Annotated in this window: 4 protein-coding genes (1 of these 4 only partly in view); 3 read left to right on the forward strand and 1 reads right to left on the reverse strand. The window is 62.2% G+C overall.

From position 1 onward, the window contains the following. Nucleotides 1-12064, forward strand: the 3' end of a protein-coding gene (locus BM216_RS34030) for an Ig-like domain-containing protein (protein WP_177230777.1). It extends 19961 nt beyond the left edge of the window; only the last 12064 of its 32025 coding nucleotides appear in the window; the start codon falls outside the window, past its left edge; the stop codon is at nucleotides 12062-12064. Between the two features lie 12 nt (nucleotides 12065-12076). Here the strand turns inward: BM216_RS34030 and BM216_RS13535 are convergent, their stop codons facing one another. After that, on the reverse strand, nucleotides 12077-12520 hold the full coding sequence (locus BM216_RS13535) for a MarR family winged helix-turn-helix transcriptional regulator (RefSeq protein ID WP_177230778.1): 444 nt from the start codon (nucleotides 12518-12520) through the stop codon (nucleotides 12077-12079). Nucleotides 12521-12871: 351 nt separating this feature from the next. Here BM216_RS13535 and BM216_RS13545 point away from each other — a divergent pair, with 351 nt between their 5' ends. Next, a complete protein-coding gene (locus tag BM216_RS13545; protein ID WP_210217039.1) occupies nucleotides 12872-13378 on the forward strand; it encodes a sorbitol dehydrogenase family protein in 507 nt (168 codons plus the stop codon). 43 nt (nucleotides 13379-13421) lie between these two features. Further along, the gene (locus BM216_RS13550) at nucleotides 13422-15053 is read left to right on the forward strand and encodes a GMC family oxidoreductase (RefSeq protein WP_092999698.1); all 1632 of its coding nucleotides are present in this window, start codon (nucleotides 13422-13424) and stop codon (nucleotides 15051-15053) included.

Below are 15053 nucleotides of genomic sequence, written 5' to 3' on the forward strand. Positions count from 1 at the left end.
TCCCGACAACGACACGCTGACGGTCACCGCTATCAACGGCCAGGCGATCACGACCGGCAATCCGGTCTCGGTCACCGGTGGCAGCGTCTCGCTCAACGCCGACGGCACGCTGACCTTCACCGCGGCAGCGAACTACAACGGCAACCCGTCCTTCATCTATACGGTTTCGGACGGCACGGTCAGCCGCGACGCGATCGTATCCGGCATCGTTCGCGCCATCAATGACGCGCCGGTCAACGCGCTGCCCGGCAGCTTCACCGGCTCCGAAGACACCGATCTGCCGCTTACCGGCATCCAGATTACCGATGTCGATGCCGAAGACGCCCCGGTCACGGTAACGCTCGGCGTCGATGCCGGCGCGCTGATCGCGTTTTCGGGAGGCGGCGTCACGGTCGCCGGCGGCGGATCGGCGAGCATCACGCTCACCGGATCGGTCGCCAATATCAATGCCTGGCTCGCGGGTCCGACGGCACCCGTCTACCGACCTGTCGCCAACAGCAGCGCCGCGGTCACACTGACGATGACGACCGATGACGGCGGCAATACCGGCGTGGGCGGAGCCCTTTCCGCCACCAGCACGGCCTCGATCCTGATCGACCCGGTCAACGATGCGCCCGTTGCAACCGACCAGCTGATCTCGACGCCGGAAGACACGCCGGTCGCGGGCACCATTTCCGCAACCGATGCGGACGGCGATCCGCTGACCTATGTCGTAACCATCCAGCCGGCCAATGGCCGGGTGACGATCGATGCCTCCGGCGCCTATCTCTACACGCCGAACACCGATTTCAACGGCACGGACAGCTTCACGGTCACCGTCTCCGACGGCCAGGGCGGCACGACCACGGCGACCGTCACGATCGACGTCTCGCCGGTCAACGATGCGCCGATCGGCTCCGATGGCGCGATCACGGTCACGGAAGACGTGCCCTTCAACGGCCAGTTGCCGACAGCGACGGACCCGGAAGGATCACCGGTCAGCTATGCGGTCGGCAGCCAGCCGGCCCACGGTACGGTGACGGTCAATGCCGACGGCAGCTACAGCTACAGCCCGGCCGCCAACTACAACGGCACCGACAGCTTCACCTATACGGTGAGCGACGGCACCGCGACGAGCACCTATACGATCGCGATCACCGTCAATGCGGTCAACGACGCGCCGGTCGGCTCGAACACATCGATCTCGATCAACGAGGATACGCCTTTCAACGGCCAGCTGCCGACGGCGACCGACGCCGAGGGTGACGCCATCACCTACGAGCTTGAGACGACAGCCGCGAACGGCTCCGTCACGGTCAATGCCGACGGCAGCTACAGCTATACGCCGAATGCCAATTTCAACGGCACCGACACCTTCACTTATGCGGTCAGCGACGGCGCCGCCTCGAACACCTATACCGTGACGATCACCGTCGGTGCGGTGAACGACGCACCGATCGCCGACGACCTGACGGTGACGATTGACGAAGACACACCGATCGTGAACGGCGCCCTGCCCGAAGCGACCGATGCGGAAGGCGATGCCATTACCTACGAACTCGGTAGCAGCCCGCTGAACGGCAGCGTCACCGTCAATCCTGACGGCACCTACAGCTACACGCCGAACGCCAATTTCAACGGCACCGATACCTTCACCTATAGCGTCAGCGACGGTTCGGCCTCGAACACCTACACGGTCACCATCATCGTCGATCCCGTCAACGATGCGCCCGTCGCCTCGAACACGTCAATCTCCGTAACCGAGGATGTTCCTTTCAATGGGAACCTGCCGGCTGCAACCGACGCCGAGGGAGATGATGTTGTCTATACGGTCGCCGACGAGCCAACCAACGGCACCATCAGCATCAACCCGGACGGTTCCTACACTTACACGCCGAACGCCAACTACAACGGCCCGGACAGCTTCACCTATACGGTCAGTGACGGCGTAGACTCCAATACCTATACCGTTACCATCTCCGTCGGTGCCGTGAACGATCCGCCGGTGGCAGGCGATGCCTCCGTAACGATCGACGAGGATACGTCGATCACTAATGCCGCCCTGCCCGCCGCCACTGATGCGGACGGCGATACGGTTTCCTATGCGCTTGGAAGCCAGGCCGCCCACGGCACGGTTGTCGTCAACGCAAACGGCACCTACAGCTATGTGCCGAACGACGATTTCAACGGCACGGACACATTTACGTATACGGTGAGCGACGGCATGGCCTCGAACACCTATACGGTCACCATCACCGTCAACCCGGTCAACGATGCGCCGGTGGCCTCCGATACGTCGATCTCCGTTACCGAGGATGTCCCCTTCAGCGGCAGCCTGCCGGCTGCAACCGACGCCGAGGGCGACGATGTGGTCTATGCGGTCGCCGACCAGGCGACAAACGGCACCGTCAGCATCAATCCGGACGGTTCCTACACCTATACGCCGAATGCCAACTACAACGGCCCGGACAGCTTCACCTATACGGTGAGCGACGGCGTCGATTTCAACACCTATACCGTCACCATTTCCGTCGGTGCCGTGAACGATCCGCCGGTGGCAGGCGATGATTCAGTGACGATCGACGAGGATATGTCGATCACCGATGCCGCCTTGCCGGCCGTCACCGATGCGGACGGCGATACGGTTTCCTATGCGCTTGGAAGCCAGGCGGCCAACGGCACCGTTACCGTCACTGCGGACGGAACCTACAGCTATGTGCCGAACGCCAATTTCAACGGAACCGATACCTTCACCTACACGGTGACGGATGGCACCGCGACCGCGACCTATACCGTGACCATCACGGTCAACCCGGTCAACGATGCGCCGGTAGCCTCCGACACCTCGATCGCCGTCACCGAGGACGTGGCCTTCGATGGCAACCTGCCGCCGGCAACCGATGTCGAAGGCGACGATATTACCTACGCACTCGGCACCGGTCCGACGAACGGAACCATCGTGCTCAACGCGGACGGCTCCTACACCTATACGCCGAATGCCGATTACAACGGGCCTGACAGCTTCACTTATACCGTCAGTGACGGGGTGGATTCGAACACCTATACCGTGACCATCTCGATCGGTGCGGAAAACGACGCACCGATCGGCGAAGATGCGACGGCAACCACCGATGAAGACACGCCGATCACCAATGGCGTGCTTCCCGTCGCGACCGATCCGGAAGGATCGCCCGTCACCTACGGGCTCGGGCGCGATGCACTCAACGGCAGCGTCACGGTGAACGAGGACGGCACGTATTCCTACGTCCCGAATGCCAATTTCAATGGCACCGACAGCTTCACTTATACGGTGAGCGACGGCACGGCGACCAGCACCTATGCGGTAACGATCACCGTCAATGCCATCAACGATGCGCCGGTCGCTTCGAATGCGTCGATCTCTGTCACCGAGGACGTGGCCTTCGATGGCAACCTGCCACCGGCAACCGATGTCGAAGGCGACGATGTAAGCTACGTCCTGGGCGATGGACCGGCCAATGGCACGCTCGTGCTCAATGCGGACGGCACCTATACCTATACGCCGGATGCAAACTTCAACGGCACGGACAGCTTTACCTATACCGTGACCGACGGTTCCGACGTTTCAGCCGTCTACACCGTCGCGATCACCGTTGCGCCGGTCAACGATGCGCCGATCGGTGAAAATGCCACGGCAACCACGAATGAAGACACTCCGATCACTAACGGTGTTCTGCCGGTCGCCATCGATCCGGAAGGATCACCCGTCACCTACGGGCTCGGTCGCGATGCGCTCAACGGCAGCGTCACGGTGAACGAGGACGGCACCTATTCCTATGTTCCGGACGCCAATTTCAACGGCACCGACTCGTTCACCTATACGGTGAGCGACGGTACGGCGACGAGCACCTACACGGTGACGATCACCGTCAATGCCGTAAACGATGCGCCTGTCGCATCGGATACCGCGATTTCGGTAACCGAGGACACGCCGTTCGTCGGTGAGCTTCCCGTAGCGACCGATGTCGAAGGCGACGATATAAGCTACGTCCTGGGTGAAGGCCCGGCCAATGGCACGCTCGTGCTCAATGCGGATGGGACCTACACCTATACGCCGGATGCAAACTTCAACGGCACGGACAGCTTTACCTACACCGTCACCGATGGCTCGGGCGTTTCAGCCGTCTACACCGTCGCGATCACCGTGACACCGGTCAATGATGCGCCGGTCGGCTCGGACGATGCGATAACGGTTACGGAGGACGTTCCCTTCGAAGGTCAGCTTCCTGTGGCCACCGACGCCGAAGGCGACGATCTCGATTACGCGCTGGGCAGCCCCGCCAGCAACGGCACGGTCACCGTGAATGCCGACGGCAGCTATCGCTACGTGCCGAATGCCAATTTCAACGGTTCCGACAGCTTCACCTATACCGTATCCGACGGCATCGCGACCTCAACCTACACTGTGGCGATCACCGTCAATGCGGTGGATGATGCACCGATCGGCTCGGACGGCGCGATTACCGTGACGGAAGACGTGCCTTTCAGCGGAACGCTGCCGGCCGCGACCGATCCGGAAGGCAATAAGGTCAGCTACAGCCTCGAGACCGCCCCCGCCAGCGGCACGATCGTGCTCAATGCAGATGGCACCTATACCTATACCCCGGACGCCAATTTCAACGGCTCCGACGTGTTCACCTACACGGTCAGCGACGGTGCGCAGACATCCACCTACACGATCAGCATCACCGTCAATGCGGTCAATGATGCACCGGTCGGGTCGAACGATGAGATAACGGTTGTCGAGGACACGCCGTTCGACGGCGAGTTGCCGCCCGCAACCGATGCGGAGAACGATCCGCTGACCTATGCTGTCGGCACCCAGGCGGTGAACGGCACCGTCACCGTCAATGCTGACGGTACCTATCGCTACGTCCCGAACCCGAACTTCAGCGGCAGCGACTCGTTCACCTACACAGTCAGCGATGGATCGGCCTCGTCGACCTACACGGTGACCATCAATGTCACGGAAGTGAATGACGCGCCGATTGGATCCGATACCAGCATCTCCGTCACCGAGGACGTGCCGGCGAGCGGCACTCTGCCCCGCGCCACGGACCCCGAAGGCCAGCCGGTGACCTATGGCCTCGGCACGACCCTGCCGGCCCATGGTTCGGTTACCGTCAATGCCGACGGCACCTATACCTATACGCCGGCCGCAAATTACAACGGCTCCGACACGTTCACCTATACCGTATCCGATGGCACTGCGACCTCGACCTACACGGTCACCGTCACGGTGGGTGCAGTCAACGATGCGCCGATCGGCAGCGATGACGCGGTCTCGACCGACGAGGACACGACCTTTAACGGCCAGTTGCCGACTGCCACGGATGCCGACGGCGACACGCTGACCTATGCCAAGGCCAGCGATCCGGCGAGCGGCACGCTCACGCTCAATTCGGACGGCAGCTATGCCTATGTGCCGAACCTCAATTTCAACGGCACCGACAGCTTTACCTATACCGTCTCGGACGGCATCGCGACACGCACCTATACCGTCACGATCACGGTGAATGCCGTCAACGATGCGCCTACCGGATCCGACGGCGCGATCAGCACGGACGAGGATACGCCGGTCGACGGACAGCTGCCGGTCGCCACCGACCCGGACGGCGATCCGCTGTCCTACAGCCTCGCCGGGCAGGCGGAGAACGGCATCGTCTCGATCAATCTCGACGGCAGCTATACCTACACGCCGAATACCAACTTCAGCGGGACGGACAACTTCACCTACACGGTCAGCGACGGCCAGATCGAACGCACCTACACGATCACGGTAACGGTCGGCGCCGAGAACGACCCGCCGGTCGGCGAAGACCTCGACGTCACGATCGATGAGGACGGCACCGCGCAAGGCCAGCTCCCGCAGGCGACGGATCCGGACGGCGATCCGCTGACCTACGGCCTCGGCACGCAGGCCGGCAACGGCACCGCCATAGTCAACGAGAATGGCAGCTACAGCTATGTGCCGGACGCCAATTTCAACGGCACCGACACGTTCACCTATACGGTCAGCGATGGAACCGTGACGGTCAGCTACACCGTCACGGTGACGGTCAATGCGGTCAATGATCCGCCGACCGGCGCCGACGATGCGATCACCACGGCCGAGGACACCGCGTTTGAAGGCGTGCTGCCGGTCGCGACCGATCCGGATGGCGACACCCTGCGCTACAGCTTGGCGGTTCAGGCCGAAAACGGCATCGTCGCGATCAATGCCGACGGCACCTACACCTATACGCCGGATGCCAATTTCAACGGCACCGACACATTCACCTATGCCGTCAGCGACGGAACGGTCATCCGCACCTATACCGTCACCGTGACGGTGACACCGCAGAACGATGCCCCCGTCGGCCGCGACGATGCGGTCGAGACGAACGAAGATGAGCCTTACGACGGCCAGCTGCCGGTTGCGACGGATGTCGACGGCGATACGCTGACCTATGGCCTGGGCGAACAGGCCGCAAACGGCACCGTCACCGTCAGCGGTGATGGCAGCTATACCTATGTGCCGAATGCCAATTTCAACGGCACCGACAGCTTCGACTATACCGTGACGGACGGCACCACGACGGTTACCTACACGGTCACGATCACCGTCGGCGCGGTCAACGATCCGCCGGTCGGCCAGGACGATGCGGTTGCGACGGACGAGGATACCGCCTTCGACGGCCAGCTTCCGACGGCGACAGACGCCGACGGCGACACGCTTACCTATGGCAAGGGAAGCGATCCGGAAAACGGCACCGTCACGGTCAACGAAGACGGTAGCTACACCTACACGCCGAATGCCGATTTCAACGGCACCGACAGTTTCATCTATACCGTCAGCGATGGCACGACGACTATCAGCTATACGGTCACTGTCACGGTCGGCGCGGTCAACGATCCTCCGGTCGGCCGGGATGATGCGGTATCGACGGCCGAAGACACGCCGCTCGACGGCCAGCTTCCGGTCGCAACCGACGCGGACGGCGATACGCTGGCTTATGGCCTTGGCGAGCAGGCAGAAAACGGCACCGTCATCGTCAATGAAGACGGCAGCTATACCTACACGCCGAATGCCGATTTCAACGGTACCGACAGCTTCACCTACACCGTCAGCGATGGCACGACGACTGTCAGCTATACGGTCACGGTGACGGTCGGCGCGATCAACGATCCGCCGGTCGGCCAAGATGATGCGATTTCGACAGACGAGGATGTCGCCTTCGAAGGCCAGCTTCCGCAGGCGACGGATGCCGATGGCGATCCGCTGACCTATGGCCTCGGCAGCCAGCCGCTGCACGGAACCGTCACGGTCAACGCGGATGGCAGCTACGTCTATCAACCCGCAGCCAACTACAATGGCACGGACAGCTTCACCTACACGGTGACGGACGGCACGGCGACCTCCACCTATACCGTCGCCATCACGGTCGATCCGGTGAATGACGCGCCGGTCGGCTCCGATCTGCAGATCTCCGTCGAGAACAACGGAACCGCGACCGGCAGCCTGCCACCGGCGATTGATCCCGAAGGTTCGCCCGTTACCTACGCACTTGGTGCCATAACGCCCGGCGCCGCGGTGACGGTCAATACGGACGGCACCTACAGCTACACGCCGCCTCCGGGCTTCAGCGGAACCGATACGTTCACCTACACGGTCGGTGACGGCGACGCGGCCTCCACCTATACGGTCACCATCACGGTCGGCGCTGCCAACCAGCCGCCGATTGCCGAGGACACCACGGTGGATGCCGTCGAAGACGTGGTCCTGTCCGGCGAACTGCCCGAAGCGGAAGATCCGGAAGGTTCCCCGGTGACCTATTCGCTCGGCCGGGATGCCATCAACGGCTCGGTCACCGTCAACGGCGATGGAACCTACACCTATACGCCAAACCCGAATTTCAACGGTACGGACTCGTTCACCTATATCGTCAGCGATGGATCGGCCTCGGCGGTCTACACCGTCACGATTAATGTCGCCGAGGTGAATGACGCGCCGGTTGGTTCGGACACCAGTATCTCCGTGACCGAGGATGTGCCCGCAAGCGGCACGCTGCCGCCGGCGACAGATCCGGACGGCCAGCCGGTGACATACGGCCTGGGTACGACACTTCCCGAACACGGCTCGATCACTGTCAATTCCGACGGCACCTACACCTATACGCCGGCCGCCAATTTCAACGGCACGGACAGCTTCACCTATACCGTCAGCGATGGCACGACGAGCGTCAGCTATACCGTCACGGTGACCGTCGGCGCCGTCAACGACCCGCCGGTCGGCGAGGACGGGACCGCATCGACCGACGAGGATACGCCTCTTGACGGCCAGCTTCCGGTTGCCACCGACGCCGACGGCGACCCGCTCGTCTATGGCAAGGGAAGCGATCCGGAAAACGGCACGGTCACGGTCAATGAAGACGGCACCTACACCTACACGCCGAACGCCGATTTCAACGGCACCGACAGCTTCACCTACACCGTCACCGACGGGACGGCGACGAGCACCTATACGATCACGATCACGGTCGCCCCGCAGAACGACGCTCCCGTCGGTCGCGACGTTGCGGTTTCGACAAGCGAGGATGTGACCTTCAACGGCCAGCTGCCGACGGCATCCGATCCGGATGGCGATGCACTGACCTATGGTCTCGGCACCCAGGCTGAAAACGGCACCGTGATCGTCAACGAGGATGGCAGCTACAGCTATGTTCCGGCCGCCAATTTCAATGGTACCGACAGCTTCACCTATACCGTCAGCGATGGCACGACGAGCGTCAGCTATACGGTCACGGTGACGGTCGGTGCCGTCAACGACCCGCCGGTCGGCAGCGACGGCACGGCATCGACCGACGAGGATACGCCTCTCGACGGCCAGCTTCCAGTCGCCACCGATGCCGACGGCGATACGCTCACCTATGCGAAGGGCAGCGACCCGGCGAATGGCACCCTCACCGTCAATGCGAACGGCAGCTATACCTATACGCCGAATGCCGATTTCAACGGCACGGACAGTTTCACCTACACCGTCACCGACGGCAGCGCGACGCGGACCTATACGATCACCATCACGGTCGGCGGCGAAAATGATCCGCCGGTCGGCGCCGATCTCGATGTCACGATAGACGAGGACGGCACGTCGCAGGGACAATTGCCGCAGGCGACCGATCCCGACGGCGATGCTCTGACCTATGCACTTGGCGGCCAGGCCGGAAACGGCACCGCAACGGTCAACCCGGATGGCAGCTACACCTACGTGCCGCGCGCCAATTTCAACGGCACCGATAGCTTCACCTATACGGTGAGCGACGGCAGCGTGACCGTTACCTACACCGTCACCATCACCGTCAACCCGGTCGAGGACGCCCCGGTCGGCTCCGATGGCGCGATCACCACCAATGAGGACACGGCGTTCAACGGCCGCCTGCCGGTCGCGACGGATGCGGATGGCGATACGCTGACCTACGGCCTCGGCCGCCAGGCGAGCCACGGTGCGGTGGTCGTCAACGCGGACGGTACCTACCGTTACGTGCCCGCAGCCAATTTCAATGGCACGGATTCGTTCACTTACACTGTCAGCGATGGAACGACGACCGTCACCTATACGATCGCAATCACCGTCAATCCCGTCGAGGATGTCCCGGTCGGCTCCGACGGGGCGATCACCACCAACGAGGATACGACGTTCAACGGCCGCCTGCCCATCGCGACAGATGCGGATGGCGACGCACTGACTTACGGTCTCGGCAGCCAGGCGAGCCACGGTGCGGTGGTCGTCAACGCAGACGGCACGTATCGTTACGTTCCGGCGGCTAATTTCAGCGGATCGGACTCGTTCACCTACACGGTCAGTGATGGAACGACGACCGTTACCTATACGATCGCGATCACCGTCAATCCCGTCCAGGATGCTCCGGTCGGTTCCGACGGGGTGATCACCACCAATGAGGACACGGCGTTCAACGGCCGCCTGCCCATCGCTACCGATGCGGATGGCGATGCACTCACCTACGGTCTCGGCAGCCAGGCGAGCCACGGCACGGTCGTGGTCAACGCTGATGGCACCTATCGTTATGTCCCGGCAGCAAACTTCTCCGGCACCGACAGCTTCGTCTACACTGTCAGCGACGGCACGACCGCGGTCAGCTATACGATCGCGATCACTGTCGTTTCGGTCAATGACGCGCCTGTCGGCGAGAATGCCGCGATCACCACGCCGGAAGACACAGTCACCACAGGCCGCCTGCCGACAGCAACGGATGCTGATGGCGACACGCTTACCTACGGCCTCGGCGCAGGCGCGACTCACGGTACCGTCACCGTCAACGCGGACGGCACCTACAGCTACACGCCGAACCGCAATTTCAACGGCACCGATAGCTTCACCTATACGGTGAGCGATGGTACGGCGACCTCGACCTATACCGTCACCATAACCGTAACGCCGGTCAATGACGCACCGATTGGCTCCGATACGTCGATCGCGGCGACATCCGGTTCAACGACGATAGGAAGCCTGCCGCCGGCAACCGATCCCGAAGGGTCGCCCGTTGCCTATGGTCTTGGAACCCAGGCGCAGCACGGCACGGTCACCATCAACCCGGACGGCACCTACAGCTACACACCGGTAGCCGGCTATTCAGGAAGCGATAGCTTTACTTATACGGTGAGCGACGGCCAGGCGACCTCCACCTATACCGTTACCGTTTCGGTCGGCGCGGCGAACCAGCCGCCGGTCGGTGCCGACGCCAGTGTCGTGGCCTTCGAGGATACGCCGCTCAACGGTCGCCTGCCGGTCGCGACGGATCCCGATGGTGATCCACTGACCTACGGTCTCGGCGCGCAGGCAGTTCATGGCACGGTCACGGTCAATCGCGACGGTACCTACACCTATGTGCCGGCTTTGAACTACAACGGTACGGACACCTTTACCTACACCGTCAGCGACGGCCGCTCGACCTCGATCTATACGGTCACGATCACCGTTGATCCGGTGAACGACCCGCCGACGGCATCCGATACGGCCATCTCGGTGACGGAAGGAACGTCGGTTTCCGGCAGCCTGCCTCCGGCCTTCGATCCTGAAGGCCAGCCGATCAGCTACGGCCTCGGCGCCGGGCCTCAGCATGGTACGGTGACGATCAATCCTGACGGTACCTATACCTACACGCCGGCGGCGGGTTACAACGGGTCCGACAGCTTCACCTATACGGTCAGCGACGGCACCAATACCGCAACCTATATCGTCACCATCACTGTGGACCCGGTCGAGGGGCCGGAAGAGCCCCGTCCGCCTCTGGAGGTCGATCCGCCGCCGCCGATCAGCGCCGAGCCGACCGATCCGTGGCAACCGCCGTCATCTTCGGAAGGCATCACGGGCGGATCGCAATCGCCGATATCCTCGATCATGGACGATCTGAACGGCATCGCCGATCTCACCGCCCAGGGTCCGATCGTCAACATCGTGAACTCCATCCGCTCGTTGAACGGGATAGGATACCTGCCTGAACAGGGCGCTGTGCTCTATGCTTCAAGCCAGATCGGCAGCTGGAGAGAGAGTGGCTACATCATCGACGAGCTGACGGCCGGCTTCTTCAAGGGCGGCTCCAACATCCATCTCGAGCGGGAGGGCGCAGAAAGCACTTGGTTCCAGATCGATACGATGGTCTACAACGATTATCTCTACATCATGCCGTCATCCGAGGGCGGGGTGGAGGAAGCATCCTTCGGCGTGACGCTGGCGGATGGCAGCCCGCTGCCCGACTGGCTGAAGCCGACGCGCCAGGGTCTCGTCATCGGCCGTCCACCGGTCGGCCTCCAGTACATCGATCTGCGCATCTATGGCACGTCCTCGGATGGGGTGATTTCCGACACGATCCGCATCGACCTGCATACCGGTGCGATCCTCGATCATGTCAGCGACCAGCGTACCGAATATTCCCCGACGCTATTCTCCGACAGCCTGCTGGCCTCGATGCCAACCGACATGGGTGATGGCAGCCTTTCGGCACTCGCGCGGGCGCTGGAACAGTGGAACGATGCGCCGCGCAGCTGACGCGGCGCGGCCTCAACCTTCCTTGTCGAGAATGGAGCTGAAGGCCTTCATGTCTTTCAGGAAATTCAGGAAGCGCTCCTGGCCCAGGGACTGTTCTATCCGTGCCCTCGCCCGCGCGGCAGCGGCGGCAACCTTTTCCAGCATCTCCTCGCCCTCGGAGGTGATGAAGAGCAGCCTGGCACGCTTGTCGTTCCTGTCCACCTCGCGCCGGATCATGCCGCGCCCTTCGAGATTCTCGACGCATTTGGTGACCGAGGAACGATCCAGGGCGACCCGCTCGCCCAGCACATTCTGGTGAATGCCGGGCTCGATCTGGATAAAGGCAAGCGCACTGAAATGCGTTGGAGAGAAACCGAGATCGGCCGCCTCCTCGGTAAAGATCGCCAGCGCCACCTGCTGGCAGCGCCTCAGCAGAATTCCATGCGTGTTCAGCATCCAATCGGCAGTCAGGGCCACAGGCAGGTGCATCCTCTTGGCTAATTGACAACGGTCAATTAGTTGGATAGCTGACAATCAGCTATCCAACTATTATGGTGCGGAGGCAGAATGTGCTCATCGTCATGTGACGGGGCGCAAACGCTGCCGCTTGCGCCATGGTGACACCCATGCCTGAGACGCCCCTTCTATCTTCCTTTTTCCCATCGGAAAACCCTGCCGTTTCGGCGGGCGCAAAAGGAATGTCGAGCCGGCATCTCTTGCCCATGCAGCATGCCGGCGCTGCCGGACCACTTCCCGAGGCAGACGCCTCCTTCCTGTCAGGTAGATGATATGAGCGGACGGACGAGAGATCCCAACGAAAAACTATTGATGTCGCGACGCGGGCTGCTGCTCGGCAGCGCCATGGTGCTTGGCGCCGGCATGGCCGCATCGCTCTGTCCGACCATTTCGCTGGCGGCAGTCGACAACGGCGTTGCGGCCCGCTTCATGGAATTGTCGAACCTGCTGATCAATCACCAGCTCAGCCCGGCCGTCGGTGCCCGTATCGCCGAGACGGCAACGAGCCAATACCAGAACCTGTCCCAGATGCTCGACGCGATCATCGCGATTGCCGAGAAGAAGCAGGGAACGCAGGTCGAGGACTTCTTCGCCGACATTCCGGATGGCGAACTGAAGGACTTTGCCCATTGGGTGATCTTCGCCTGGTACAGCGGCTGCTCCTCGGAGAAGCGTGACGCCACCGTCTTCACCTATGAGGAAGCGCTGACCTTCAAGACGACCAGCGACATCCTGACCATCCCTTCCTACGGCATTTCCGGCCCGAACCAGTGGACGCGTCCCAACCTGCCGCTCTCCGCCCCGATGCCGACCTTCTGATCCGGCCTTCTGGCGAAATCCACCAAAGAGAAGTCTTATTCCCATGGTTACCAAGACTAGTGCCGACGTCGTCATCGTCGGAACGGGCGTCGTCGGCGTCGTGATCGCCGAACAGCTGCTCGATGCAGGCCATTCCGTCCTCATGATCGAGGCCGGTCCGCGTGTGACACGCGCCGAAGTGGTCGAGAACTGGCGCAATGCGCCGCTCGGAGTGAAGGGCGATACCTCCGTCGCCTATCCGTCGCGCCCCTGGGCACCGCATCCGATGGGCAATGAAAAGGGCGACGAACCCTATCTGCAGCTCAGCGGCCCCGATAGCTACGCTCAGACCTTCATCCGTTATGCCGGCGGCTCGACCTGGCACTGGGCCGGTACGTCCTGGCGCCTGACGCCGGAAGACATGCGCCTCAACTCGCTTTACGGCGTCGGCCGCGACTGGGCCTTCGATTACGATACGCTGGAGCCCTATTACGTCCGCACTGAAAACAAGCTCGGCATCTGCGGTCCGTCGGATCCGGCTCTGCAATGGCCGCCGCGTGAGCGTTCCGCTCCCTATCCGATGCCGGCCCTGCCGTTTTCTCCGGGAGAAACCCGCTTCACCGAGATCGCCAAGACGCTCGGCTACAACAACATCCCGGTCGCCCAGGCCCGCAATAGCGGCATGCCCTATGACGGCCGCCCGGCCTGCTGCGCCAATAACAACTGCGTTCCCGTCTGTCCCGTTGCCGCCAAATACGACGCAGAGACCGCGCTGCACCGCCTGGAAAAGAAGGGCGCAACGATCCTCGTCGATTCGGTCGTCTACAAGGTGGAGACCAACGCCCAGAACAAGATCGAGGCGGTTCACTTTTACGACCAGCACAAGGAAACGCACCGCATCGGCGGCAAGCTTTTCGTGCTCGCCTGCAACGGCTTGGAAAACCCGAAGCTGCTGTTGATGTCGAAGGACGACCGCAACCCGAACGGCGTTGCCAACTCCTCCGATCAGGTCGGCCGCAACATGATGGACCATCCGCAGCTGACGCTGACGGTCACCACCAAAGAGCCCTTCTGGTCGGGCATCGGCCCGGTCGTCAATTCCGGGATCATGGAAACCTCGCAAGGCGCGTTCCGCTCGGAGCATGCCGGGGCGTATTTCCGCTACAATAACTTCGCCCGCAACCGTTTCGTCACCTTCGCGGCGCTGAAGAAGGGCCTGGTCGGCAAGGCGCTGGACGAGGAAATCCGCCGCATGACGGCCTGCACGGCCGATATCGTCGCAGCCCATGAAGTCCTGCCCGATCCGAACAACCGCCTGACGCTCTCCGACAAGACCGACTGGCTCGGCCTGCCGAAGCCGCATATCCATTACGATGTCGGCGAATACACCCGCAGGTCCGCCGAGGTCTATTCGCTGCCGATCGGCAAGCGCATCGCCGAAGCGATGGGCGCGACCGACGTGAAGATCTCGCCGAAATTTGCCCAGAGCAAGCACATCATGGGCGGCACGATCATGGGCAATGACGCGTCGAACTCGGTCGTCGACGCCGATTGCCGTGCCCATGACCACGAGAACCTATTCATTCCGGGCGGTGGCGCCATGGCGTCGACGGCCTGCGGCAACAGCACCATCACCATGACCGCGCTCGCCATCAAGGCCGGCGACGCCATTGTCGAACAGATGCGGGGCGCATGA

This window comes from Rhizobium sp. NFR07 (assembly GCF_900111905.1).
Classification (GTDB): domain Bacteria; phylum Pseudomonadota; class Alphaproteobacteria; order Rhizobiales; family Rhizobiaceae; genus Neorhizobium.